Here is a 23,703-nt window from a genome sequence, read left to right as displayed (position 1 = left end):
GGACCCATGGTGTCGGGCATGCACCCGTCATGCCATGTGAGCCGGGCCACTCGTCCTGATTGTCTCCCGCGCTCCCGCCGCTGTCGTCGGTGCCGTCGTCATCCGCCCAGTGCCGCGTGGACGACGCTTTCGGCCTCGTCCTGGACCTGGGAAAGGTGGTCGGGGCCCCGGAAGGACTCGGCGTAGATCTTGTAGACGTCCTCGGTGCCCGAGGGGCGGGCCGCGAACCAGGCGTTCTCGGTGGTCACCTTGATGCCGCCGATGGGCGCGCCGTTACCGGGCGCCTCGGTGAGGACGGCGGTGACCCGCTCCCCGGCGAGGGTGTCGGCGGTGACCTGGGCCGGGGACAGCCTGGCCAGGCGGGCCTTCTCCTCGCGGGTGGCCGGCGCGTCGACGCGGGCGTAGGCGGGTTCGCCGAAGCGGGCGGTGAGTTCCGCGTAGTGCTGGGACGGCGTCCGGTCGGTGACGGCCGTGATCTCGGACGCGAGCAGGGCCAGGACGATGCCGTCCTTGTCGGTGGTCCACACCGAGCCGTCCCGGCGCAGGAACGACGCCCCGGCGGACTCCTCGCCGCCGAAGCCGAGCGAGGAGTCGATCAGCCCGTCCACGAACCACTTGAAGCCCACGGGCACTTCGACCAGCCGGCGGCCGAGGTCCGCGGCGACCCGGTCGATCATGCCGGAGGAGACCAGTGTCTTGCCGACGCCCGCCTCGCCGGGCCAGCGGGTGCGGTGGGCGTAGAGGTAGGAGATGGCCACGGCGAGGTAGTGGTTGGGGTTCATCAGCCCGGCGTCCGGGGTGACGATGCCGTGCCGGTCGGCGTCGGCGTCGTTGCCCGTGGCGATCCGGAAGCGGTCGCGCTGCCCGATGAGCGAGGCCATCGCGTACGGCGAGGAGCAGTCCATACGGATCTTGCCGTCCCAGTCCAGCGTCATGAAGCGCCAGGTGGGGTCGGTGAGCGGGTTGACCACGGTCAGGTCGAGCCGGTGCTGTTCGGCGATGCGGCCCCAGTAGCGGACGGAGGCGCCGCCCAGCGGGTCGGCGCCGATGCGCACACCGGCGTCCCGGACCGCGTCGAGGTCGAGCACGCTCGGCAGATCGGTGACGTAGGCGCCGAGGAAGTCGTGGCGGCCGGTGCCGGGCGCGGCCAGCGCGCGGGTGTACGGGACGCGCCGTACGTCCTTCAGGCCGCCCGCGATGATCTCGTTGGCCCGGTCCTGGATCCAGGAGGTCGCCGCCGAGCCCGCGGGGCCGCCGCTGGGCGGGTTGTACTTGAAGCCGCCGTCAGCGGGCGGGTTGTGCGACGGGGTCACGACCACGCCGTCGGCGAGGCCCGAGGCGCGCGAGCGGTTGTGCGTCAGGATCGCGTGGGAGACGGCCGGGGTGGGGGTGTAGCCGTCCGCCGTGTCGACGAGGACGGTGACGTCGTTGGCCGCGAGGACCTCCAGCGCGGTGACCCGAGCGGGCTCGGACAGAGCGTGCGTGTCCGCGCCCAGGAAGAGGGGCCCGTCGGTGCCCTGCCGTGCGCGGTACTCGCAGATCGCCTGGCTGGTCGCGGCGATGTGGTCGTCGTTGAACGCCGTCGCCAGGGACGATCCGCGGTGTCCGGAGGTTCCGAACGCCACCCGCTGTCCCGTCTCGGCCGGGTCGGGGTGCAGCGCGTAGTACGCCGTCACCAGCCGGGCGACGTCGATCAGGTCCTCGGGTCCGGCCGGCTTGCCCGCTCGCTCGTGCCGCATGGCACCCACGCTCCTCCGCGTCGTCGTGCGTCCGCTGTCCGCTCGCGCTCTCATCTTCCCCCGGGCGCGGAACGCGAGTCGGGCTCGCGCCGGTCCCGGGTCGTGGACCGGTGGTCGAGGGCGTGAGGAACGTCGTTGGGGGCAGCCGCTCCAACACGCACCGGGAGCCGATTCTCCGCAGAATGCCAATACCTCGTACATCCACACACTCATCCACGCACAAGGGCAAGGTGACGCGGTGGTGAACGTGACACCCGACGGGCAGGCCGGTCCCTGCGGCCCGCCCGGGCCGCGGGAGGCCGCCGCGCGGCTGCCGCGGCAGGTCCGCGAGGAGCTGACCCGCCGGCTGCGGCGCAGTCGGCGCGCCCTGCGTGAGGAGGACGTGCAGATCGTCGAGCCCGCGCTGCTCAGGCGTGCGGTCGGGGCCTCCGCCCTCGGCAACTGCATGGAGTGGTTCGACTTCGGCGTCTACAGCTACCTCGCCGCCACCATCGGGAAGGTCTTCTTCCCCGGTGCCTCCCCGGGCGCCCAGGTGATCTCCTCCTTCGCGACCTTCGCCGCGGCGTTCGTGGTGCGGCCGCTGGGCGGCCTCGTGTTCGGTCCGCTCGGGGACCGGATCGGCCGGCAGAAGGTGCTCGCCACCACGATGATCATGATGGCGCTCGGCACGTTCGCCATCGGCCTGATCCCCGGCTACGGAACCCTCGGCATCGCCGCCCCGGTCCTCCTGCTGCTGGCCCGCATGGTCCAGGGCTTCTCCACCGGCGGCGAGTACGGCGGCGCGACCACCTTCGTCGCCGAGTACTCCCCCGACCGCCGCCGCGGCTTCCTGTCCAGCTGGCTCGACTTCGGCACCTTCGTCGGCTACGCGCTGGGCTCCGCCCTGGTCACCGCGCTGACCCTGCTCCTCACCGACGCCCAGATGACCGCCTGGGGCTGGCGGGTCCCGTTCCTGATCGCCGGTCCCCTCGGCGTGATCGGCCTGTACATGCGGCTCCGGCTGGAGGAGTCGCCCGCCTTCCAGCAGCAGCTGGACGAGCACGAGCGGAGCCTCGCCCAGAAGTCGGCGCGCAGCGAGCTGCGGACCGTCGTGAAGGAGCACTGGGGTGCGCTGCTGATCTGCATGGGCCTGGTGCTGCTCTACAACGTCACCAACTACATGGTCACCGGCTACCTGCCCACCTACCAGACCGAGACCCTGCACCGCTCCAGCAGCTCCGCCGGCCTGCTGGTGCTGCTGGGCATGGTGTGGATCGTGCTGCTGATCACCTTCGTCGGCCGGCTCAGCGACCACGTCGGGCGGCGCCCGGTCTACGGCGTCGCGGCCGCCGCGATGATCGTCCTCGCCATCCCCTCGTTCCTGCTGATCAAGGCGGAGGGGACCTGGGCGCCGGTCTGCGGCGTACTGATCCTGTCCACCCTGCTGGCCTGCTTCGCCGCGCCGAGCGCCGCCACCCTGCCCGCGCTCTTCCCGACCGCGGTGCGCTACGCGGCCATGGGCATCGGCTTCAACTTCGCCGTCGCCGCCTTCGGCGGCACCACCCCGCTGGTGAGCGCGGCCCTGGTCGACGTCACGGGCGACGCCATGATGCCCGCCTACTACCTCATGCTGGCCGGCGCGATCGGCCTGCTGACCGTGAGGTTCCTGCCGGAGAGCGCCCAGGTGCCGCTCAGCGGCTCCCGGCCGATGGTGGGCTCCGCGCGGGAGCGGCGTGAACTGCTCATCACCTCGCGGGCCCTGTACCGGGCCACCCGCGGGACGTCCGGGCCCTGAGGACTGTCCCGCTCCGTCCCTGCCCAGGGCCTCGTGCTCGTACGGCTCCTCCGCCATGGGAGAGTGGTCCCCTACACAGGGCAGGTCGGGAGGAAGAGCAGTGCCGGAAGGGCGCCGGAAGCGTTCGAGCAAGTCACGTCTCGCGGTGATCGCGCTGGTCGTCGGTCTGGGCACCTGGCTGGGCGTGGTGTGCTATTCGATCGCGACGGAACCCCCGCCCGGCGCACCGAGCGTGGCCGCGCTGGCCGACGGGGTCCGGAAGGCCGCCGCCGACCGGGACGCGGACGGCCTCCAGAGCCTGTTCGACGAGGACACCGTCTCCGACGACTACGCCGCGGACTACCTGGACCGGCTGGGAGAGCACGCCCCCGCGTTGCAGGCCCGGGTGGAGCACCGCGACGGCGACGACTTCCTGCTGCTGCGCTCCGCGCGGGACGACTCCCTGTGCACGGCCTGGCACATCACCGAGCGGGACGGCCGCCGGCTCCTCGACGGCGTGCCACCGGCCGAGAACCTGTGTGCCCGCTGAGCCCGTCCGCCCTTCGCCCCTGAGCGCACCCGCTGCCGGAGAACCAGTGTTCCCGCAGCTCAACCGCACTGTTCCGGTTGCGGATGCAGTCCCTACCGCCGTCGGCCATGCTGAGAGGAACCACGGTGCGAAGGAGTATGCGATGAGCATGCTGGACAAGCTCAAGGGACTGCTGAAAGGTCACGAGGAGCAGGCCGGCAAGGGCATCGACAAAGCCGGTGACTACGCCGACGAGCGGACCCAGGGAAAGCACCGGAGCCAGGTCGACACCGGCGAGGAGAAGCTCAAGGAGCAGCTCGGCCGACCGGACCCGGGCCAGGACGAGCCGCCGCAGTGACGCTCCCATGATCACGACCGCCGGCACGGTGGGCCGGCACAACACGCTCGGGCCGCCCCCGTGAGGAGGGCGGCCCGAGGTGTCCGGCACCGGCCGGACGGAACGGATCCGCGCTCTCAGGGCCGTGCGAGGGCCAGGGCCAGGACCGCCGCCGCGGCCAGCACGGCGAGGGCGACGAGGACGAACGCGAAGCACCGCGCCCGCAACTGGCGGTAGCGCTCCTCGTACTCGCCGCGCAGTGCCCGGCACCGTTCGGCGATCCGCTGGAGGTCCGCCCGGGCCCGCAGCAGGCAGTCGGAGACGTAGTGCTCCTCGATCTCCTCGCGCTGCGCCGTGGTCAGCCACTGCATGGGCTCGGTGAAGGCCTGGGCCCGCTGCTCGGCCTCGGCGACGCGGGCCTGCCACAGCAGATAGCCCTCGACCTGCTCGGCCAGTCCGGTGGGCCCGGCCGGCTGCCCGTCCGGGCGGTTCGCCGCGTCGGTCATCCGGGCAGGCCCAGGTTCTCCCGCTTGTCCGTGACCGAGACCTCCGGGTGGTGCAGGTCGAAGGCCGGGGACTCGCTGCGGATCATGGGCAGGGTGACGAAGTTGTGTCGCGGGGGCGGGCAGGAGGTGGCCCACTCCAGGGAGCGGCCGTAGCCCCACGGGTCGTCGGTCTCGACCTTCTTGCCGTACCTGGCCGTCTTCCAGATGTTGTAGAAGAACGGCAGCATCGACAGCCCCAGCAGGAACGAGCCGATGGTGGAGACCTCGTTGAGTGTGGTGAAGCCGTCGCTCGCCAGATAGTCGGCGTACCGGCGCGGCATGCCCTCCGCGCCCAGCCAGTGCTGCACCAGGAACGTGGTGTGGAAGCCGACGAACAGCGTCCAGAAGGTCATCTTCCCCAGGCGCTCGTCGAGCATCTTGCCGGTGAACTTCGGCCACCAGAAGTGGAATCCGGCGAACATCGCGAACACCACGGTGCCGAAGACGACGTAGTGGAAGTGGGCCACCACGAAGTACGAGTCCGAGACGTGGAAGTCCAGCGGCGGCGAGGCCAGCAGGACGCCGGTCAGACCGCCGAAGAGGAACGTCACCAGGAAGCCGATCGACCACAGCATCGGCGTCTCGAAGCTCAGGGACCCCTTCCACATGGTGCCGGTCCAGTTGAAGAACTTCACCCCGGTCGGGACCGCGATCAGGAAGCTCATGAAGGAGAAGAACGGCAGCAGCACACCACCGGTGACGAACATGTGGTGCGCCCACACCGTCACCGACAGGCCCGCGATCGAGATGGTGGCGCCGATCAGGCCCATGTAGCCGAAGATCGGCTTGCGGGAGAAGACCGGGATGACCTCACTGACGATGCCGAAGAACGGCAGCGCGATGATGTACACCTCGGGGTGCCCGAAGAACCAGAACAGGTGCTGCCACAGCAGCGAACCGCCGTTGGCCGCGTCGAAGACGTGGGCGCCCCACTTGCGGTCCACCTCCAGGCTGAGCAGCGCCGCCGCCAGGACCGGGAAGGCCAGCAGCACCAGGACGCTGGTGAGCAGCACGTTCCAGGTGAAGATGGGCATGCGGAACATGGTCATGCCCGGGGCGCGCATGCAGATGACCGTGGTGATGAAGTTGACGGAGCCGAGGATGGTGCCGAAGCCGGACATGCCGAGGCCGAGGATCCACAGGTCCGCGCCCAGGCCCGGGGTGTGGACGACGTCGTTCAGCGGGGCGTAGGCGAACCAGCCGAAGTCGGCGGCGCCCTGCGGGGTGAGGAAGCCGGCCACCGCGATCAGCGAGCCGAACAGGTACAGCCAGTAGGCGAACATGTTCAGCCGTGGGAAGGCGACGTCCGGGGCGCCGATCTGCAGCGGCATGATCCAGTTCGTGAACCCGGCGAACAGCGGCGTCGCGAACATCAGCAGCATGATCGTGCCGTGCATCGTGAACATCTGGTTGAACTGGTCGGTCGACAGCAGTTGCAGGCCCGGCCGGGCCAGCTCGGCGCGCATCAGCAGCGCCATGATGCCGCCGATCACGAAGAACGTGAAGGAGGTGATCAGATACAGCGAGCCGATCGTCTTGTGATCGGTCGTCGTCACCCACTTCACCACCACGGCACCGGGCCGCAGGCGACGGGGAGCGGCGGTTTCCCGCGCGGTGTGCTGGACGTCTGTCATGCGGCCCGTGACACGCTTTCTCTCGGGAGATGGTTACGCGAAGGTCCACACGGTCTCCCGCAGGGCCCGGCTTCCATCCTTCCGTCTCGCGCCGCAGAACCGGAGGCCGTCGTCGCCGAGACGGAGTAACGCCCGGCGAATTGCACCCGGTTGGCCTACGCGCCTCACGCTCATGGCGGGCACGGCGCGCGGACCGGCCTACCGGGCGACGGACGGGGGCAGTTGGGCCGGGCTCACCCGCTCCCCCAGGACCTGGGACATGAACTGCACCAGCCACCGCTGGGAGGGGCTGCGCGAGGACTCGTGCCGGGCGTACAGCGCCACCTCGATCGGATCGGTGTCGAACGGGAGCCGTACCAGGCGCAGTTGGTGGGAGGAGGCGAAGACCTCGCCGACGTACTCGGGGACGATGGCGATCAGGTCGGTCTGTTCCAGCAGGTAGGGCAGCGTCGAGAAGCGGGTGGCGTCCACCACCACCCGGTCGAGGAGCCCGTGCGCGGCGAGCACGGCCCGTGGGACGACGTGCCCGCTGGGGCCGAAGACGGTGGCGTGGGACTCGGCGGCGAGTTCGGCCAGGGTGACCGACTCGCCCCGTACGCGGGGGTGGCCGGCGGCGACCATGCCGACGTAGCGCTCGTGGAAGAGCGGGATCCGCACGGTCCGGTGGGAGGTCAGCACCGGGGTGGCCACGAACACGTCGATGTCGCCGCGGCGCAACTGGTGCTCCGCCTCGTCCACGTCCAGGGGCCGCACGGTGAAGGACACCCCGGGCGCCTGCTCGCGGGCCGCGGCCAGCAGGCGCGGCAGCAGGGTGACCTCTCCCAGGTCGGACAGCGCCACCGTGAAGCGGCCGGACATGACCCGCGGATCGAAGACGTCGGACTGGCGGACGGTGCCGTCGATGTCGGCCAGGGCGCGCTGCAGCGGCTCGTACAGCCGGCGGGCGCCTGCGGTCGGCGTCAGTCCGCGTCCGGTGCGCCGGAACAGCTCGTCGCCGAAGTGCCGGCGCAGCTTGCCCAGGCTGTAGCTGACGGTGGGCTGGGTGACGTGGAGCGTGTCGGCGGTGACCGTGACGCTGCCCGTCTCGTACAGCAGCACGAAGACACGGGCGAGGTTGAGGTCGAAGTTCCTCATATCGAAGAACTCTATATCGCGACGGTAAAAGATTTATTGGTGCTCATGTCGGGGCTTGCCTAGCGTGGCGTGCGTCACTCCGAAGGGAACGTCTGTGCCTTCTGTACGCCGCCTCTCCCACGAGTTCCTGGAGCGCCAGGGCCTCACCACCGTGTTCGGCAATCCCGGCTCCAACGAACTGCCCTTCCTCGCCGAACTCCCCGACGGCTTCCGCTACGTCCTGGGCCTGCACGAGGGCGCCGTCGTCGGCATGGCCGACGGGTACGCGCAGGCGACCGGCCGTCCCGTCCTGGTCAATCTGCACGCGGCCTCGGGCTCGGGGAACGCGATGGGCGCGCTGACGAACGCCGTGGCCTCCCGCACCCCGCTCGTGATCGTCGCCGGCCAGCAGGTGCGCTCCGCCATCGGCCCGGAGGCCAACCTGTCCAACGTGGACGCGCCGGCGCTGATGAGGCCGCTCGTCGGCTGGGCCGCCGAGCCGGCGTGCGCCCAGGACGTGCCGCGCGCCCTCGCGCAGGCCGTCTTCGAGGCGCGGCTCCAGCGGCGCCCGACGTATCTGTCGGTCCCCTACGACGACTGGGCGGCCGAGGCCGGCGACAACGCCCTCGCGATCCTCGACCGGCGGGTCGGCCGTGCGTCCGTCCCCGACGGGGAGCAGGGCCGCCGGCTGGCCGAACAGGTCGCCTCCGCCCGGCGGCCCGCGCTGGTGCTGGGCGGGGACATCGACTCGGCCGGCCTGTTCGACGACGCCGTCCGGCTGGCCGAGCGCCTGGGCGGCCCGGTGTGGGCGGCCCCCTCGCAGTTCCGGCTGCCCTTCCCCAACCGGCACCCGCTGTTCCGCGGGGTGCTGCCCGCCGGCATCGCGCCGATCTGCGAGGCGTTCGAGGGCCACGACCTCGTCCTGGTGCTCGGCGCGCCGGTGTTCCGCTACCACGAGCACCTCCCCGGCCGGTACCTGCCCGAGGGCACCCAGTTGGTCCAGGTGACCGAGGACGCCTCCGCCGCCGCGCGGGCGCCGATGGGCGAGGCGCTGGTCGCCGACCCGGGAGCCGTCATCGACCTGCTCCTGAAGCAACTCGGCGGCCCCGAGACGTCGTCCGGTGCCTTCCGGCCCGTTCCCGAGCCGCCCACGGGCGACGGCTCCCGGCTGCACCCCGAGCAGGTCTTCGCCGCGCTGCGCGACGAACTGCCCGAGGACACCGCGTACGTGGTCGAGTCGACGTCGACGAACGCCTCCTGGTGGCGCCAGATGGACCTGCGCCGGCCCGGCTCGTACTACTTCCCCGCGGCCGGCGGACTCGGGTTCGGGCTGCCCGGCGCGGTCGGGGTCGCCATGGGGCAGCCCGGCCGGCCGGTGGTCGGCGTCATCGGCGACGGCTCCGCCAACTACGGCATCACCGCGCTGTGGACGGCCGCCCAGCAGCACCTCCCGCTGACCGTCGTCCTGCTGCGCAACGGCACCTACGGGGCACTGCGCTGGTTCGGCGGCCTGCTGGGTGTGCCGGACGCACCCGGTCTGGACATCCCCGGTCTGGACTTCGTCCGGATCGCCGAGGGATACGGCGTCCGGGCCCGGCACGTCGGCGACGCCGAGGAACTGCGGGCCGCCCTCGCCGAGCGTCCGGACCACCCGCGGCTGCTCCAGGTGGACACCGCGCTCACCACCCCGTCCTGACCCGACCGCACGAAAGACCGCACAAAAAGAAGAGAGGACAGCCGATGGAACTCCTGGACAGCGCCGTCTGGGGCAAGAAGTTCTTCAGCGACGGCTGGAGGGACGCCGCCGGCGAGCAGCCGGTCGTCGAGCCCGCGACCGGAGAACAGCTCGCGACGGCGGGCCTGGCCACCGCCGAGGACGTGACCCGCGCGGCCGCCCGTGCGGCCGAGGCCCAGCGCGCGTGGGCGGCGACCTCCCCGCAGCGGCGGGCCGCCGTACTGCGCCGGGCGGGCGAGCTGCTGGCCGAGCACGCCGCCGAGATCGAGGACTGGCTGGTGCGCGAGGCCGGGTCCGTACGGGCCAAGGCGGCCTTCGAGACGCAGCTCGCCGTGGGCGAGTGCTTCGAGTGCGCGGGCCTGCCGACGCACCCGCAGGGCGAGGTGCTCACCTCTGAGGACGCCCGCTGGTCGATGTCCCGCCGCCGCCCCGCCGGTGTCGTCAGTGTCATCGCGCCCTTCAACTTCCCGCTCATCCTGGGCCTGCGCTCGGTGGCTCCGGCGCTCGCCCTGGGCAACGCGGTCCTGCTCAAGCCGGACCCGCGCACCGCGGTGAGCGGCGGTGTCGTCATCGCGCGCGTCTTCGAGGAGGCGGGCCTGCCGGCCGGTGTGCTGCACCTGCTGCCGGGCGACGGCTCGGTCGGCCGGGCGGTGGTCGAGGCGCCCGAGGTCCGGGTGGTCTCCTTCACCGGCTCCACTCCGGTCGGGCGGGCGATCGGCGAGCAGGCCGGACGCCTGCTCAAGCGGGCCCACCTGGAGCTGGGCGGGAACAACGCGCTGGTCGTGCTGCCCGGGGCGGACGTGGCGAAGGCGGCCTCCGCCGGCGCGTTCGGCTCCTATCTGCACCAGGGGCAGATCTGCATGACGACCGGCCGCCACATCGTCCACGAGTCGCTGCTGGAGGAGTACACCGCGGCGCTCGCCGCGAAGGCGGCGGCCCTGCCGGTCGGCGACCCGGCCCGCGAGGATGTCGCGCTCGGCCCGCTCATCGACCGGCGCCAGCTCGAACGGGTGCACGGCATCGTCACCGACAGCGTCACCGCGGGCGCGACTCTCGCCGCGGGCGGCGAGATCGTCGGCGCGGGCTACCGGGCCACGGTGCTGAGCGGCCTGACGACCGACATGCCGGCCTGGCGCGAGGAGATCTTCGGGCCCGTGGCCCCCGTCATCGGCTTCTCGACGCTGGAGGAGGCCGCCCGGATCGTCAACGACTGCGAGTACGGGCTGTCCGTGGGGATCCTCGGCGACGTCGGGACGGCGATGAAGCTCGCCGACCGGATCGACTCCGGCAAGGTCCACATCAACGAGCAGACCGTCAGCGACGAGCCCAACGCCCCCTTCGGCGGGGTCAAGGCCTCCGGCACCGGGTCCCGGTTCGGCGGCGCCGCCGCCAACGTCGAGGCCTTCACCGAGACCCAGTGGGTCACCGTCCGGCCCGACATCGCCGACTACCCGTTCTGACGCCGCCCCGTCCGCTTCCGTCCCCAGGGGGGAACGTCCTGATGACATCCGCCGTCTCGTCCCAGACGACCGCGCAGACCGGCACCGCCGGGCGCGGCACCTGGACCGTGGTCCTGTGCTGGATCACCGTCATGCTCGAGGGCTACGACCTCGTCGTCCTCGGCGCCATCATCCCGACCCTGCTCAAGACCCACCACCTCGGCATGACCGCGGGCGACGCCACCATGATCGCGACGCTGTCGCTCGTCGGCGTCGCCATCGGCGCCGTCTGCGTCGGCCCGCTGGCCGACCGGCTGGGGCGCCGCCTGCTGCTCATCGCGTCGGTGGTGGTGTTCTCGGTCTTCACGATCCTGGTGCCGCTGGCCGGCTCCGTGACGATGTTCGCCGTCCTCCGGCTCATCGCCGGTCTGGGCCTGGGCGCCTGCATGCCGGTGTCGCTGACGATGATGGCCGAGCACATGCCGGCCAGCCGGCGTGCCCGGGCCAGCACCCTGACCATGACCGGCTACCACACCGGTGCCGTGATCACCTCCCTGCTCGCCCTCCAGGTGACCGACAACTGGCAGATCCTGTTCTACGTGCTCGGCGTGGCCGGACTCGTCGTGGCCGGCATCCAGTGGTTCCGGCTGCCGGAGTCGGAGGCCTTCGTCCAGGCCAAGGAGGCGACCGGCACGCAGCGGGTCCCGCTCACCGAGCTGCTCAAGCCGGCCTACCTGCGCGCGGGCATCGGCATCTGGGTCGCCTCGTTCATGGGACTGCTGCTGGTCTACGGCCTGAACACCTGGCTGCCCAAGCTGATGAACGACGCCGGCTATCCCGTCCCCACGGCCGTCACCCAGCTCCTGATACTCAACGTCGGTGGCGTCGTCGGCCTGGTCGTCGGCGGCTTCGTGGCCGACCGGCGGGGCATCAAGGGGACCATACTCGGCTGGTTCGCGGTGTCCGTGGTCATGCTCGGCTGCCTGAGCGTCAAGATGAACAGCGACGTTCTGCTCAACGTCGTCGTCTTCCTCACCGGCGTGTTTGTCTTCTCCGCCATGGTGCTCGTCTACGCCTACGTGACCCACTACTACCCGGCCGCGGTGCGCGGCACCGCCCTCGGCTCGGCCTCCGGCATCGGCCGGATCGGCTCGATCGTCGGCCCGACGATCACCGGGGCCCTGGTCACCGCCGGCATCGGCCACCCGTGGGGCTTCTACTTCTTCGCCGCGGTCGCGGTCCTCGGCTTCCTGGCCGTGCTGACCCTGCCGCGCCACGCTCCGCGGCCGGAGGCCGCCGGGGTCACCGCCTGACGCGTCCGCCCACCCCCGCGACGGCGCGGGACCGCCCTCCTGGGTGGTTCCGCGCCGTCGCTGCTTCGAGGCCGACCGACCGATCGATCGACCGCACCCGTGCGCCGTGCACCTGGGCCGGGGCGGGGACCACGCGCCCCGGCCCGATCACGCCCGTCACCCGGACCGGTCGCCCGCCGCCTGGCCTGGAAGCACGGGTGTCCGCGGGGCGGCGGGGCAAGCGTCGGTGGGGTGGGCGGCCGTCCCCGACCTGGTCGTCGCGGGGCTCTCGACGCTCTCGGGCAGGGCCAGCTCCGCCCAGATGACCTTTCCGTGCGGGGAGTAGCGCGTGCCCCAGTGCTCCGTCATCTGCGACACCAGGAACAGCCCGCGGCCGCCCTCCTCGGTCGTCGCGGCATAGCGCAGATGCGGCGAGGTGCTGGTGCCGTCGGACACCTCGCAGATCAGCGAGCGGTCGCGGATCAGCCGGACATGGATCGGCTCGCCGCCGTAGCGGATGGCGTTGGTGACGAGCTCGCTCAGCACGAGTTCCATGCTGAAGCCGAGCTCGGACAGGCCCCACTCGTCGAGCGTGCGGGCGGCCGCGACGCGGACCCGGGCAACGGCGGCGGGGTCGGGTGGCACGTCCCACTCGGCGACCCGGTCGCACGGCAGTGCCCGGGTCCGGGCGACGAGCAGGGCGACGTCGTCCTTGGGACGTGCGGGCAGCAGTGCGTCCAGCACCGCCTGGCAGTTCTGCTCGGGCGAGCGGTCGGGGTGGCCGGCGAGCGCCTGGCGCAGCATTTCCATGCCGACGTCCAGATCCCGCCGCCGGTCCTCGACGAGGCCGTCGGTGTACAGGACGAGCTGGGTGCCTTCGGGAAGCTCCAGCTCGGCCGTCCTGAAGGGCATGCCGCCCAGGCCGAGCGGCGGCCCGTGCGGCAGATCGGGGAAGGTGACGCCGCCGTCCGGGCTGATCAGCGCGGGCGCGAGATGGCCGGCGCGCGCCATGGCGCAGCGGCGGGTCACGGGATCGTAGATGACGTACAGGCAGGTGGCTCCGACGACGGCCGCGGCGGCGCCGGTGGAGGCCTCCTCCTGGTCGATGCGGCCGACGAGGTCGTCCAGGTGGCTCAGCAGTTCGTCGGGGGGCAGGTCGAGCGTGGAGAAGTTGTGCACCGCGGTCCGCAGCCGTCCCATGGTGGCGGCGGCGTGCAGGCCGTGCCCGACCACGTCCCCGACGACCAGGGCAACCCGTCCGCCGGGCAGCGGGATCACGTCGAACCAGTCACCGCTCACGCCCGACTGGGCGGGCAGATAGCGGTAGCCGACCTCCAGCGCGCTCAGCTCGGGCAGGGCCCGCGGCAGCAGACTGCGTTGCAGGGTGACCGCGAGCGCGTGCTCGCGGGCGTAGCGGCGGGCGTTGTCGATACTGACCGCGGCCCGGGTCACCAGCTCCTCGGCCAGGGACAGCTCCTCCTCGTCGAACGCGCCGCGCTCCTTGCGGCGCCAGAAGTTGGCCATGCCCAGCACGACACCGCGGGCCCGGATCGGGACCGAGAGCAGCGAGTGGATGCCGTGGTCCACGATCGCCTCGGCACGCTCCGGGTCCTGCGCCTGCCAGCCGTACGCCGACGACAGGTCCGTCACCAGTTCCAGGTGGCCGGTGCCGTAGCTGTGGGCCATGGGCGTGGACGGCAGGAAGTCGATCAACCGGCCCTTCTCGTAGAGCGGCGAGTCGTCCTGGACACCGCGTACGGCGATGCGGCGCAGGCCGGTCGCGGTGGCGGCGGGCTCCTCGCCCTGGAGCACGCCCTCGGCGAGGTCCACGGAGACGTAGTCGGCGAAGCGGGGGACGGCGACCTGGGCGAGTTCGTCGGCGGTGCGGGTCACGTCGAGGGTGGTGCCGATGCCCAGTCCGGCGTCGTAGAGCAGTTCCAGCCGTTCCCGGGCGACCTGGGCCCGGCCGGAGATGGCCTGGAGTTCGGTGGAGTCGCGCAGTGTCACCACCGTTCGTCCCGGGCTTCCGTCCTGGTGCGTGGGCCGCTGGTTGACGGCCAGCAGCCGGGATCCGGCCAGGTGCACCTCGTCGGTGGCCATGCGGCCGGAGGTGAGCAGTTCGACCGTCTCGGGTTCCAGCGTCGGGAAGTGCGCCACCTGCCTGCCCTCGGCGTCCGCCGGCAGGTCCAGCAGCCGCCTGGCCTCGTCGTTCGCGAGCAGCAGCCGCCCGTCGTCACCGATGATGAGCACTCCTTCGCGTACGGAGTGCAGCACGGCGTCGTGGTGGTCGTACATGCGGGTCATCTCGTCCGGGGCGAGGCTGTGCGTCTGCCGCCGCAGCCGCCTGCCGACGAGCGCCGTCACGCCGGTGGCCAGGCCCAGCGCCGCCGCGCCGGCGCCCAGGATGATCGGAACCTGCCGGTGCACCTGGCTGGTCACGTGCTTGACCTGGAGCCCGGCGGAGACCAGCGCCACGACGTGGCTGCCGTCCCGGACGGGAACGGTGGCCTGTACCTCGTCGCCGAGCGGCCCGTGGACGGTCTCGGTGTAGACCTTCCCCTCCAACGACGGCCTGATGGTGCCGACGAAGCGCTGACCGATGCGGTCCGGCAGGGGGTGCGTGTAGCGGATGCCGCTCGTGTCCATGACGACGATGAAGTCGACCCCCGCGGACCCGCGCGCCGCCTCCGTGAGGGGCTGGAGCACCTTCGACGGCTCGGGCGTCCGCAGCGCACTCACGACGCCCGGGGAGTGCGCGAAGGTCTCCGCGACCGCCACGGAACGCCGCTTGGCCTCGGCGCTGATGTCGCGCTGCGACTGAAGGACGAGGGCGAAGACGGCGAAGGCCACAAGCAGCGCCACCAGCGCCACCTGCAGAACGAACACCTGTCCGGCGACGCTTCGCGGGCTTCCCCCCAGCAGCGGGCGCCGCGATATGCGTCGAAGACGGGTAAAACGGTCGGCCATCCGGCATTTGTAACATCCGCCACGCCCCGCCGTCACGGCTTGCACGGTCGATCATTCGCCAGGAGCCCTGCCCGAAACCACCCGGGAAACCCCGAATGCCAGGCGTCACGGCGAGGGAAAGCGCTGTCTCCGGCGAGGAGGACGATTCCGTCGAAGCGCTCGTCAGGGCCGCGCCGGATCCAGGGATCCGACCGCGGTTCACTCACGGACGGCAACGGAGCGCAGCCGACGACTACGGGCGCGCGGGCTCGCCCACCGGACGGGCGGCACGGGACTCAGCCCGTCGGGGGCCAGGTGCGCAGCATCGTGTCGAGGCGGTCGAGGATCCAGGTCCAGGTCTCCTGCGAGTCCGGGGCGCTGTGGGCGAAGCCGCCGGCCAGTTCCAGGCTGACGTAGCCGTGGAAGACACCGCCCAGCAGCCGGACGGCGTGGGTCTGGTCCGGCTCGGGCAGGTCGTAGCCGCGCAGGATCGCGCGGGTCATCTGCGCGTGCCGGCCCCCGGCGCTCACGGCGGCGGTCTCCGGGTCCAGCCGGAGCCGCGCCGCCGCGTACCGGCCGGGATGCTCCCGGGCGTAGTCGCGGTAGACGTTCGCGAAGGCGGTGAGGGCGTCCCTGCCGGCCCGCCCGGCCAGCGCGTCGGCGGCCCGGTCCGCGAGTTCCTCCAGGGCGAGCAGGGCGATCCTCGTCTTGAGGTCCTGGGAGTTCTTCAGGTGCGAGTACAGGCTCGCGGCCTTGACGTCGAACCGCCGGGCGAGGGCCGAGACGGTCACCTGCTCGAAGCCGACCTCGTCCGCCAACTCCGCCCCTGCCCTGACCAGGCGTTCCGTGGTCAACCCCGCACGCGCCATACCGCTCCTCACACCCCAGCCCGCCAAGAACCTGAAGCCATTGAATATCCACCTAAACCCATTAGGCAAACGGGACGGCGCGGGGCCCGGCGCGGGACCCGGCGCGAATCCCGCCATTGGCATGGACCTGATGACCCGGCTCCCGCTAAGCTTCCCCCGACCCGGATGAGAGCGCTCTCAGGTCGCGGTTGTTCCACCCCCACCTCGCTGGAACGACGAAGGGCACCCCTGTGAGACGCACTCGACTCCACCACGTGGCCGTGGCCGCGCTCGTGCTGCTCGGCAGCTGGGCCGTGGCGGGCACCACGCCGGCCGGAGCGGCGACCCCCGCCGCCGCACCCCCCACCACCTCCCCCGGCCTGATCCAGGCGATGCAACGGGACCTGGGACTCTCCGCGCGGCAGGCCGAGGCGCGGCTGGCGGCGGAACGCACCGCCACGGCCGTGGAACCGAAGGCCCGCGCGGCCGCGGGATCCGCCTACGGCGGCTCGTGGTTCGACGACACGACCGGCCGGCTCACCGTGGCCGTCACCTCCGACGCCTCCGACTCGGCCCTGCGCGCCGTCCGGGCCACCGGCGCCACCGTCCGCGGCGTCCAGCACAGCGCCCGGCAGCTGGACACGGCCAAGGCCCGCCTGGACAGCACGTCGGCACCGCGGGGCGTGAGCGGCTGGCGGGTGGACCCGAAGGCCAACACGGTCGTCGTGGACGTCGTCCGCTCCGCGCGCTCCGACAACGATGTCCAACGCTTCCTCGCCCAGGCCCGCACGGCCGGACCCGTCACCGTCCGCACGGTCTCCGCGGCGCCGCGGACCTTCGCGGCGGGCACGGTCGGCGGCGACCCCTACTACACCGGCAACGTCCGCTGCTCCATCGGCTTCTCGGTGTACGGCGGCTTCGTCACCGCCGGACACTGCGGCCAGCCCGGCGCCGGGGTGAGCGGCTGGGACGGCTCGTACATCGGCACCTTCCAGGGATCCTCGTTCCCCGACAACGACTACGCCTGGGTCAGCGTCGGCAGCGGCTGGTGGACGGTGCCGGTGGTCCTCGGCTGGGGCACCGTCCCGGACCAGCTGGTGCACGGCTCCGCGGTGGCACCCGTCGGCTCCTCGGTCTGCCGCTCCGGCTCGACGACGCACTGGCACTGCGGCACCGTGCTGGCGCAGAACGAGACGGTCAACTACGCCGAGGGCGCCGTGCACGAGCTGACGAAGACCAGCGTGTGCGCCGAGCCGGGCGACTCCGGCGGCTCCTTCATCAGCGGTGACCAGGCCCAGGGCGTCACCTCCGGAGGCTGGGGCGACTGCTCCGGCGGCGGGGAGACCTGGTTCCAGCCGGTCAACGAGATCCTCAACCGCTACGGACTGACCCTGCACACCGACTGACCCGCGCTCCCGGGGGTTCCGGCCGGGCTCGGCCGGAACCCCCTCGGCGTCGGCGACGGACGGAGTACGTGGTCGGCGGGCGGCACGGCCGGTCGGCCGAGGGCATGCCCGTCAGCGGGCGTCGGCCGCCCGGCGGGCACGGTCAAGGGCGACCCGGGCCGCGGTGTACCCGGTGCCGGCGACGAACCGCAGCATCGGCCCGAACATCGGGGCGGCGAGCGACCCGGTGAAGTACAGCCCCGGCACCGACGATTCGAACCCCGGCGTCAGCCGCGGCGCACTCGACCCCGGCACCAGCCTGAGCGCCCGTCGCACCGTCGGCGACAGGAACGGCACGGCGTCCAGGTCCAGACGGTAGCCGGTGGCGGCCAGGACGTGGTCGACGTCGAGCGTCTCGGCCACACCGCCCGGCCCGGTGAGGTCCAGCCGTACGACGGACCCGGCGGTCTCGGCCCGGACGACCCGCCGCGAGGTGCGCACCGGCACGACGCCCTCGACCCGGTCCCGCAGCCACCAGCCGCCCGAGGGCCGCAACGCGCGCCGGAACAGCAGCAGTCGGGCCGCGGCCGGCAGATGCCGTACCGCTCCGGGGGCCCGGCACACCGCGGCCAGGATCCAGCCCGTGCCCAGGGGCGAGGCGGGCCTGCCGATCCGTCGCGCCCAGGACCGGGCCCGCTCCGGGACCGTCCCCCACAGCACGTCGCCCTCCCGGACCAGCACCTGCGCCCGGGCACCGGACTCATGGAGCAGGGCGGCGCTCTCCAGGGCCGACTGGCCCCCGCCGACCACGGCGACCCGGCGGCCGGCGTACCGGGACAGGTCGGTGTGCTGGCTGGTGTGCGACACCGGCGCCCCGGGTCCCGGGCCCTCGGGCGCGAGGCCGCGCAACTCGGCGGGGATGTGGGCCAGTCCGTTCAGGCCGGTGGCCACGACGACGGCTTCCGCGGCGAGTTCCTGTCCGTCGTCCAGCCGTACGGCGAACCCCGTGCCGGACGTGGCCAGGTCGACGGCCGCCACCCGGGCCGGCTCCACCTCACCGACGTACTGCTTCTGGAACCACTGTCCGTAGCGTACGAACACCTCGCACGGGATGGGTGTCAGCTCGGTCAGCTCCGGCTCGCCGTGCACCCGGAGGAAGTCCGCCAGCCGCCCGCCGGGCGCCGGCGCGGACAGGTCGACGGCGTCCGGTGTCGACTTCAGGAACATCCCGGTCGCCATGGCGTGCCGCCAACTGCCCATGACCTCCCCGAAGACCCGCACCGGGACCCCCGCCGCGCGCAGATGCGCGGCGACCGACAGCCCGTACGGCCCGGCACCCACCACCACGACCGGAAGCGCCCGGCGCCCCGACCGCGCTCCCCCGCGGGCAGGCCGCTGCCCCGGAAGCGACTGCGTCATGCATCCCCCCGCTGGTCCGCTCGCCGCCTCCCCCGAGGCCGGCGTGACACTCCGGGATGCGCGCGCCGGCACGACGCCGCCGCACGTCTCCCCCCTCCGCCGCTCAGTGTTACCCATCGACCGGTGCCGGAATGCGATATCGGGTCACGTTGCCAAAAATTGGCCCAAGCATTGACCGGCCGCACCCGCGAGCCCGAAGAAGCGAGCCCGAAGGAGCGAGCCTGACGGAACGAGTTCGCAGTGGAGGGGGACGCACACCCGGCTCCCGTCCTCGCGGCGGAGGACGGGAGCCGGGTGTGCAGGACCTACTGGTCCGTGGCGGCGGGAGAAGCGACCGCGGATGGTGCGGTCATCAGCTTCCCGAACACCGCCATGCAGCTGGAACAGTGTCCAGCCTGCTGTGCGCTCGCGCCGTCGACGTGCCGGCCCAGTTTCTGGCCGCACAGGGTGGTGGTCGTGTGCTTGGCCATGACGTGCCAGACCAGAGCCCCACCGGGCTTCTCTACTCCTGCACACATCTCATACATGATCGGCTCCACTCCCTCGATGGACGCCTCTCTCACTCAAGGAGATACCGAGGGGGCCATCCGCACGCAGCCACGGACGGCCATTCAGGTGAAAAACGCGCCGGGGGCGGTGCCATCATGGTGCTCATGCGGAAAGGCGGAGCGTTGCGGACGGCGGCCGTGGTAACGGTCGGTGGAGCACTGGCGATGTCGCTGACGGCCTGCGGCGGCCCGGGCCATCGGCGCACGGCCGGCCACGGCGGGCAGCCGGAGCACGCGCCGGGGCGCGACGCGTCCACGCGGCGGGTACCGGGCATCGGCGACCGGATGTGGCATCGGGTGCCGGCCGGGTCCCACCAGGTGGTCGCCGTCTACGGCGCAGGGCCGGACTCCCCCGACTCGACGGTCGAGTTCTTCACCGAGCACGGCTCGCGCTGGAAGCGGACGGCCTCCTGGCCGGCCCACAACGGCAGGAGGGGCTGGACGACGGACCATCACGAGGGCGACCAGCGCACCCCCGTGGGGGTGTTCACGCTGAGCGACGCCGGTGGCGTGCTGAAGGACCCCGGGGCGAAACTGCCGTACACCCGGTCCGCCGCGTTCCAGGCTCCCCGGTCCTGGACGAAGAACGCCTGGCACGACTTCGACTACGTCATCGCCATCGACTTCAACCGCGTCAAGGGGACGCCGCCCAACGACCCCACCCGGCCCGAAGGGCAGTCCAGGGGCGGCAGCATCTGGCTGCACATGGACCACGGCAGCGGCACGTCCGCCTGCGTGACCCTGTCCCAGACGGCGATGCGGTACCTGCTGCGCTCCCTCGACCCGCGTCAGCACCCGGTCGTGGTCATGGGAGACAGGCCGGAACTCCAGGCCTGACGCCGCGCGGCCGCGAGACGGCGGACCCACCGCGTCCACGACCCGGACAGATCGGCGACAAGACGGCGAACGCACCTACCGTTCGCGGTGCCGGTCGAGCGACGGCCTCGACGCCGAGGGGAGCACAGGATGGCCGAGGACACCGCGGAGCGGGCACCGCAGGGGCACGGTGCGGTCGTCGCCCTCCGCGCGGTGGGCGTCCGCCGCTACACGAGCGGGCAGGTGATCCTCGACGGCGTCGACTGGACGGTGCGGGCGGGCCAGCACTGGGCACTGCTGGGCGCCAACGGCGCCGGGAAGACCACGCTGCTGCGGCTGCTCGGCGCCCTGATGCACCCCACGACCGGCAGCGTCGAGGTCCTCGGCGCGCTGCTGGGCCGCGTCGACGTACGGGAACTGCGCGCCCGCATCGGGCACGTCACCACGGCGCAGCGCGTACCCGGGGAACTCGACGCGCACGCGGTCGTGCTCACCGGTCACACGGGCACGGTGCAGCCGCTGTGGCGGATGTACGACGAGGAGGTGCGGCAGCGGGCCCACGAACTACTGGCCGAGCTGGAGATCAAGGACCTCGCCGACCGGCCGTACGGAGTCTGCTCGGGCGGGCAGCGGGCGCGGATCCTCATCGCCCGTGCCCTCATGGCCGAACCCGCGCTGCTGCTCCTCGACGAGCCGTTCAACGCACTTGACCTGCCGTCCCGCGAGGACCTGGTCGAGGCCATGCACCGGCTCGCGGAGGGACGGCCCCGGCTCGCCACCGTGACGGTCACCCACCACCTCGAGGAACTCTCCCCCGCCGTCAGTCACGCCCTGCTGCTGCGCGAGGGCCGGATCCTGTCCCAGGGACCCGTCGAGGACGTCCTGACCGGACCGTGGCTGACCACGTGTTTCGGCCGCCCCATCGCGGTCAGCCGGCACGAGGGCCGTTGGTGGGCCTATTCCGGGCGGCAGAGCCCCGGGAGCGCGTGACGCGGGGAACCCGCCCGATCCTCGCGCACAGCGGTCCGACGCCGCTTCCCTCTACCCGGAGTAACGTGATCCACTTTGGCTCCGGGCCGTTTTCTCCCGTCACTTCGGGCGCACCGTGCCGTCCGACCCCCGTGCGAAGGATCCTCATGCCGTCTCCAGACGCTGCTCTGCAGCAAGCGCATTCCGACTACGAACAGCACATGCGGACCTGTCGTCAATGTCATGCACACGACATCAACGCCCGAAGAGGCCTCGCCCGCGCCGAGTGACGCCAAGGGCCGGTGGTGGGACCGGAAGACCGATCCCACCACCGCCCCCTTCGCGGTCCGTGGTGTCCTCAGACGGCGTCGCGCCTGATCCGGCGCAGCAGCACGACGCCCGCGGTCACGAGCACCGCCCCGGCGGCCGCGGGCCACAGCTTGGCACCGGTCTCGGCCAGGCTGCCCCTGACGGCCTGCGGTTCGGTCTGCGCGCCGGCCACCGCCCGGTCGTTTCCGCCCGGGGGCGGCGTGTAGGCGGTGCCCACCTCGCCGCCGCTCGCGGCACCCGTGGCGCTCGGCTCGGCCTGGCGGGGAGTGTCGGCCTTGGGCACCGCCGCGTCGCCCACCGGCTCCACGGACTTCTCCGCCCCGGACTTCTCCGCCCCGGCCTTCTCGGCCCCGTCGCCGCCCTTGCCGGCCCCGGTCGCGCCGTCGTCGGTCCGGCCGTCGCCCTTGCCGGCGCCGCCTCCGGGCTGCGCGCCCGAGGTCTCCGCCGGCTTCTCCTGCGGCATCTTCGGCTTCTCCTGGGGCTCCTGCGGCTTCTCGGGCTGCCCGCCGGACTCCGCGCCCTCGTCGATCCCGGCGCCGCACGCGCGGCCGCTGTTGATGCAGTCGACCATCCGGCCCATCAGGTCCTCGTCGAAGACGTTGATGAAGTCGCCGTGGTCCGTGACCGGCTTGTGCAGCTGCTCCGGGAAGGAGTCCACCGCGAACATCGGGGTGGTCGCGCCCCCGTCGTCCAGGCTCGGGGCGCCGACGCCGTAGACGATGCGCTGCACCAGTTGCGGGATCGCCCGGAAGCCCTCCGGGCAGTTGCCCTCGCCGTCGGCGAACGCCACGTGCGTGCGGTGGTTGGCGCTGTCGGCGTTCCGGCCGTCCCAGCAGCTCTGGAACCTGAAGGTGCGCACCACGTCGCTGCCGCCGGGGCAGAGCGGGTACGTGTCCTTCAGCTGCCGGTCCTCGAAACCGGTGCAGGACCAGGAGGCGTTGGCGTTGGCGGGGCCGTTGACGAACGCCTTGGCGTCCCCGGTGATGATGCGCAGGAAGCGCGGCATGGCCGTCACCTTGCCCCGCGGGCTGCCCTCGAAGGACAGCGTCACCTGCTTCGGCGTCACGATCCTGCCCGCGTTGCCCTCGGTCCCGCCGCCGGGGGCGTCGGCGTCCCGCTCCCGGGTCCCGTCCTGAAGACGCAGCACGGGCCAGTAGTAGGTCGACTTGTCGCCCTTGTCGGCGCAGCTCGTGTCGGCCTTCGCCAGGTCCTCGTCACTGGCGAAGGCGTTGTTGCCCTGGTTGCCGACGTAGTCGTGGAAGTGATGGGCGCCGTTGGTGACGCCGGGCGCGACGATCACATTGTCCGAGTTGAACAGGCCGCCCGCGTTCACTCCGCAGGTGGAGACGAAGCTGCCGCGCGAGGCGCCCGCCGCCGCACGGGGCTTGCCGGCGTCGGGCTGCACGGTGTTGATGTCCACGTAGTCCGCGGCCACGGGCCCGTTGCCGGTCCGGCCGTCGTCGGCGCCCTGCTCCGGCTCCTGCTGCCCGTCCTGCGCCTGGCCCTGCTCCTCGCCGCCCTGCTCCTGACCGGGCTGCCCGTCGCCGCCGTCGGCGTCGGAGGTGCGCAGGGTGCAGGCCGCGAGTTCGTCGAGCCCCTCGGGCCGCTCTCCGGCGCCCTCGATCGCGTCGGCGATGCTGCCGATCGTCGCGGTCCGCTGCTCCCTGAGCGGGGCCACGATCCCCTGGTCCACGGCGTCGACGTCGATCCGTCCGTCCCGCACCGCGTCCTGCATCTTCTGGTAAGCGCCCGCGATCTGCTGGTCCAGCACCGCGAGTTGCTCGTCGACGGCCGCCCTCGCCTCCTGCGGCACCTCGGTCAGCCGGGTGCCGACGTCCGGGCAGTCGATCGTGGCGCCTCCCGCCGCCGGGCTCTGCTCACGGTCCCCCACGGACTGCACGGTCGAGGTGTCTTCGGTGGCGGAGGCGTACACGTTGGCGACCATCAGCCCGCCTCCGCCCAGGATGAGCGCCATCGCGCCGAGCGTGGCGCGCCGCGGGCCCGTGGGTCGTCTGCGCGTGTTGCGTCTCACCGAACTTCTCCTACGCGTTGTGGTCGGCCGGGAAGGTGAATCCCCCCGCCCCATACGAAGTTCGGCCCAGAGGTGTTCAAGCGCCCCCGGGATTGCCCCGCGCCCCGCGGCCGGCGACGATCAACGCGTCGTGGATCAGCATGTGGTGCGAACGCCCGTTCGGCGGGCAAGACGAAAGCCCCACTCCCTTGACGGGAGTGGGGCTTGTCCACGAGCGCCGGGCAGGCCTTGCACCTGCATCTCCCCGCAGGAAGCGGGGCGTCTTTCCTTGGACCACCAACGCACAGTCGATCA

Annotated in this window: 18 protein-coding genes; 9 read left to right on the top strand and 9 right to left on the bottom strand. The window is 72.2% G+C overall.

Translation table 11 applies throughout. The features are described from left to right. Window positions 1-98: 98 nt before the first annotated feature. The gene (gene pgm, locus ACIHCX_RS32230; RefSeq protein ID WP_400035792.1) at window positions 99-1,739 is read right to left on the bottom strand and encodes a phosphoglucomutase (alpha-D-glucose-1,6-bisphosphate-dependent); all 1,641 of its coding nucleotides are present in this window, start codon (window positions 1,737-1,739) and stop codon (window positions 99-101) included. A 238-nt stretch (window positions 1,740-1,977) separates the two neighbouring features. On the opposite strand from pgm, the gene ACIHCX_RS32225 reads away from it, so the two are divergent. The 3 genes from ACIHCX_RS32225 (at window position 1,978) to ACIHCX_RS32215 (ending at window position 4,379) form a co-directional block, all read left to right on the top strand. Continuing rightward, window positions 1,978-3,513, top strand: a complete 1,536-nt coding sequence (locus tag ACIHCX_RS32225; RefSeq protein WP_400035790.1) for an MFS transporter — start codon at window positions 1,978-1,980, stop codon at window positions 3,511-3,513. A gap of 100 nt (window positions 3,514-3,613) precedes the next feature. Continuing rightward, on the top strand, window positions 3,614-4,042 hold the full coding sequence (locus ACIHCX_RS32220; RefSeq protein ID WP_400035788.1) for a hypothetical protein: 429 nt from the start codon (window positions 3,614-3,616) through the stop codon (window positions 4,040-4,042). A gap of 142 nt (window positions 4,043-4,184) precedes the next feature. Beyond that, entirely contained in the window at window positions 4,185-4,379 is a 195-nt protein-coding gene (locus ACIHCX_RS32215) for an antitoxin (protein ID WP_400035786.1), read from the top strand. 116 nt (window positions 4,380-4,495) lie between these two features. Here the strand turns inward: ACIHCX_RS32215 and ACIHCX_RS32210 are convergent, their stop codons facing one another. From ACIHCX_RS32210 to ACIHCX_RS32200, 3 genes are all read right to left on the bottom strand, one after another. Next, window positions 4,496-4,864, bottom strand: coding sequence for a cytochrome C oxidase subunit I (locus tag ACIHCX_RS32210; protein WP_400035784.1), 369 nt, complete (start codon window positions 4,862-4,864; stop codon window positions 4,496-4,498). Then, entirely contained in the window at window positions 4,861-6,537 is a 1,677-nt protein-coding gene (gene ctaD / locus ACIHCX_RS32205; RefSeq protein WP_400035782.1) for a cytochrome c oxidase subunit I, read from the bottom strand. The genes ACIHCX_RS32210 and ctaD overlap by 4 nt, the downstream gene beginning before the upstream one ends. 198 nt (window positions 6,538-6,735) lie before the next feature. Continuing rightward, entirely contained in the window at window positions 6,736-7,671 is a 936-nt protein-coding gene (locus tag ACIHCX_RS32200) for a LysR family transcriptional regulator (protein WP_400035780.1), read from the bottom strand. Between the two features lie 94 nt (window positions 7,672-7,765). Between ACIHCX_RS32200 and mdlC the strand changes: the two genes are divergently transcribed. The 3 genes from mdlC to ACIHCX_RS32185 are packed head-to-tail and all read left to right on the top strand — an operon-like array spanning window position 7,766 to window position 12,137. Next, window positions 7,766-9,346 carry a benzoylformate decarboxylase gene (gene mdlC / locus ACIHCX_RS32195; RefSeq protein ID WP_400035778.1) on the top strand — a complete coding sequence of 527 codons (1,581 nt, stop codon included), beginning with the start codon at window positions 7,766-7,768 and terminating at the stop codon, window positions 9,344-9,346. 44 nt (window positions 9,347-9,390) lie between these two features. Then, a complete protein-coding gene (locus ACIHCX_RS32190) occupies window positions 9,391-10,845 on the top strand; it encodes a benzaldehyde dehydrogenase (RefSeq protein WP_400035776.1) in 1,455 nt (484 codons plus the stop codon). Between the two features lie 41 nt (window positions 10,846-10,886). Then, window positions 10,887-12,137, top strand: a complete 1,251-nt coding sequence (locus ACIHCX_RS32185) for an MFS transporter (RefSeq protein WP_400035774.1) — start codon at window positions 10,887-10,889, stop codon at window positions 12,135-12,137. 156 nt (window positions 12,138-12,293) lie between these two features. Here the strand turns inward: ACIHCX_RS32185 and ACIHCX_RS32180 are convergent, their stop codons facing one another. Both ACIHCX_RS32180 and ACIHCX_RS32175 read right to left on the bottom strand, forming a co-directional pair. Beyond that, entirely contained in the window at window positions 12,294-15,083 is a 2,790-nt protein-coding gene (locus ACIHCX_RS32180; protein WP_400035772.1) for a SpoIIE family protein phosphatase, read from the bottom strand. A gap of 275 nt (window positions 15,084-15,358) precedes the next feature. Further along, window positions 15,359-15,931 (bottom strand): TetR/AcrR family transcriptional regulator, encoded by a 573-nt coding sequence (locus ACIHCX_RS32175; protein ID WP_400035770.1) that lies wholly within the window; start codon window positions 15,929-15,931, stop codon window positions 15,359-15,361. A gap of 230 nt (window positions 15,932-16,161) precedes the next feature. On the opposite strand from ACIHCX_RS32175, the gene ACIHCX_RS32170 reads away from it, so the two are divergent. Then, window positions 16,162-17,316, top strand: a complete 1,155-nt coding sequence (locus ACIHCX_RS32170) for a S1 family peptidase (RefSeq protein ID WP_400035768.1) — start codon at window positions 16,162-16,164, stop codon at window positions 17,314-17,316. Window positions 17,317-17,427: 111 nt separating this feature from the next. On the opposite strand, the gene ACIHCX_RS32165 is transcribed toward ACIHCX_RS32170, so the two are convergent. Both ACIHCX_RS32165 and ACIHCX_RS32160 read right to left on the bottom strand, forming a co-directional pair. Further along, entirely contained in the window at window positions 17,428-18,714 is a 1,287-nt protein-coding gene (locus tag ACIHCX_RS32165) for an FAD-dependent oxidoreductase (protein WP_400035766.1), read from the bottom strand. Between the two features lie 305 nt (window positions 18,715-19,019). Continuing rightward, a complete protein-coding gene (locus ACIHCX_RS32160; RefSeq protein ID WP_400035764.1) occupies window positions 19,020-19,232 on the bottom strand; it encodes a hypothetical protein in 213 nt (70 codons plus the stop codon). A 135-nt stretch (window positions 19,233-19,367) separates the two neighbouring features. Between ACIHCX_RS32160 and ACIHCX_RS32155 the strand changes: the two genes are divergently transcribed. Together ACIHCX_RS32155 and ACIHCX_RS32150 are read left to right on the top strand one after the other, a co-directional pair. After that, window positions 19,368-20,099 carry a L,D-transpeptidase family protein gene (locus ACIHCX_RS32155; protein WP_400035762.1) on the top strand — a complete coding sequence of 244 codons (732 nt, stop codon included), beginning with the start codon at window positions 19,368-19,370 and terminating at the stop codon, window positions 20,097-20,099. A 129-nt stretch (window positions 20,100-20,228) separates the two neighbouring features. Next, entirely contained in the window at window positions 20,229-21,068 is an 840-nt protein-coding gene (locus ACIHCX_RS32150) for an ABC transporter ATP-binding protein (protein ID WP_400035760.1), read from the top strand. 337 nt (window positions 21,069-21,405) lie between these two features. Here ACIHCX_RS32150 and ACIHCX_RS32145 read toward each other — a convergent pair whose 3' ends face one another. After that, window positions 21,406-23,409 carry a DUF1996 domain-containing protein gene (locus tag ACIHCX_RS32145; protein WP_400035758.1) on the bottom strand — a complete coding sequence of 668 codons (2,004 nt, stop codon included), beginning with the start codon at window positions 23,407-23,409 and terminating at the stop codon, window positions 21,406-21,408. Window positions 23,410-23,703 lie beyond the last annotated feature (294 nt).

It is taken from the genome of Streptomyces sp. NPDC052043, from assembly GCF_044548235.1.
Lineage (GTDB): Bacteria > Actinomycetota > Actinomycetes > Streptomycetales > Streptomycetaceae > Streptomyces.
This window is presented reverse-complemented; position numbering and strand designations above follow the sequence as displayed.

Coding starts and splice junctions, on each gene's coding strand:
- pgm (WP_400035792.1), bottom strand. CDS start 1,739: ATGCGGCACGAGCGAGCGGGCAAGCCGGCCGGACCCGAGGACCTGATC.
- ACIHCX_RS32215 (WP_400035786.1), top strand. CDS start 4,185: ATGAGCATGCTGGACAAGCTCAAGGGACTGCTGAAAGGTCACGAGGAG.
- ACIHCX_RS32210 (WP_400035784.1), bottom strand. CDS start 4,864: ATGACCGACGCGGCGAACCGCCCGGACGGGCAGCCGGCCGGGCCCACC.
- ctaD (WP_400035782.1), bottom strand. CDS start 6,537: ATGACAGACGTCCAGCACACCGCGCGGGAAACCGCCGCTCCCCGTCGC.
- ACIHCX_RS32200 (WP_400035780.1), bottom strand. CDS start 7,671: ATGAGGAACTTCGACCTCAACCTCGCCCGTGTCTTCGTGCTGCTGTAC.
- ACIHCX_RS32190 (WP_400035776.1), top strand. CDS start 9,391: ATGGAACTCCTGGACAGCGCCGTCTGGGGCAAGAAGTTCTTCAGCGAC.
- ACIHCX_RS32185 (WP_400035774.1), top strand. CDS start 10,887: ATGACATCCGCCGTCTCGTCCCAGACGACCGCGCAGACCGGCACCGCC.
- ACIHCX_RS32180 (WP_400035772.1), bottom strand. CDS start 15,083: ATGGCCGACCGTTTTACCCGTCTTCGACGCATATCGCGGCGCCCGCTG.
- ACIHCX_RS32175 (WP_400035770.1), bottom strand. CDS start 15,931: ATGGCGCGTGCGGGGTTGACCACGGAACGCCTGGTCAGGGCAGGGGCG.
- ACIHCX_RS32165 (WP_400035766.1), bottom strand. CDS start 18,714: ATGACGCAGTCGCTTCCGGGGCAGCGGCCTGCCCGCGGGGGAGCGCGG.
- ACIHCX_RS32160 (WP_400035764.1), bottom strand. CDS start 19,232: ATGTGTGCAGGAGTAGAGAAGCCCGGTGGGGCTCTGGTCTGGCACGTC.
- ACIHCX_RS32155 (WP_400035762.1), top strand. CDS start 19,368: ATGCGGAAAGGCGGAGCGTTGCGGACGGCGGCCGTGGTAACGGTCGGT.
- ACIHCX_RS32150 (WP_400035760.1), top strand. CDS start 20,229: ATGGCCGAGGACACCGCGGAGCGGGCACCGCAGGGGCACGGTGCGGTC.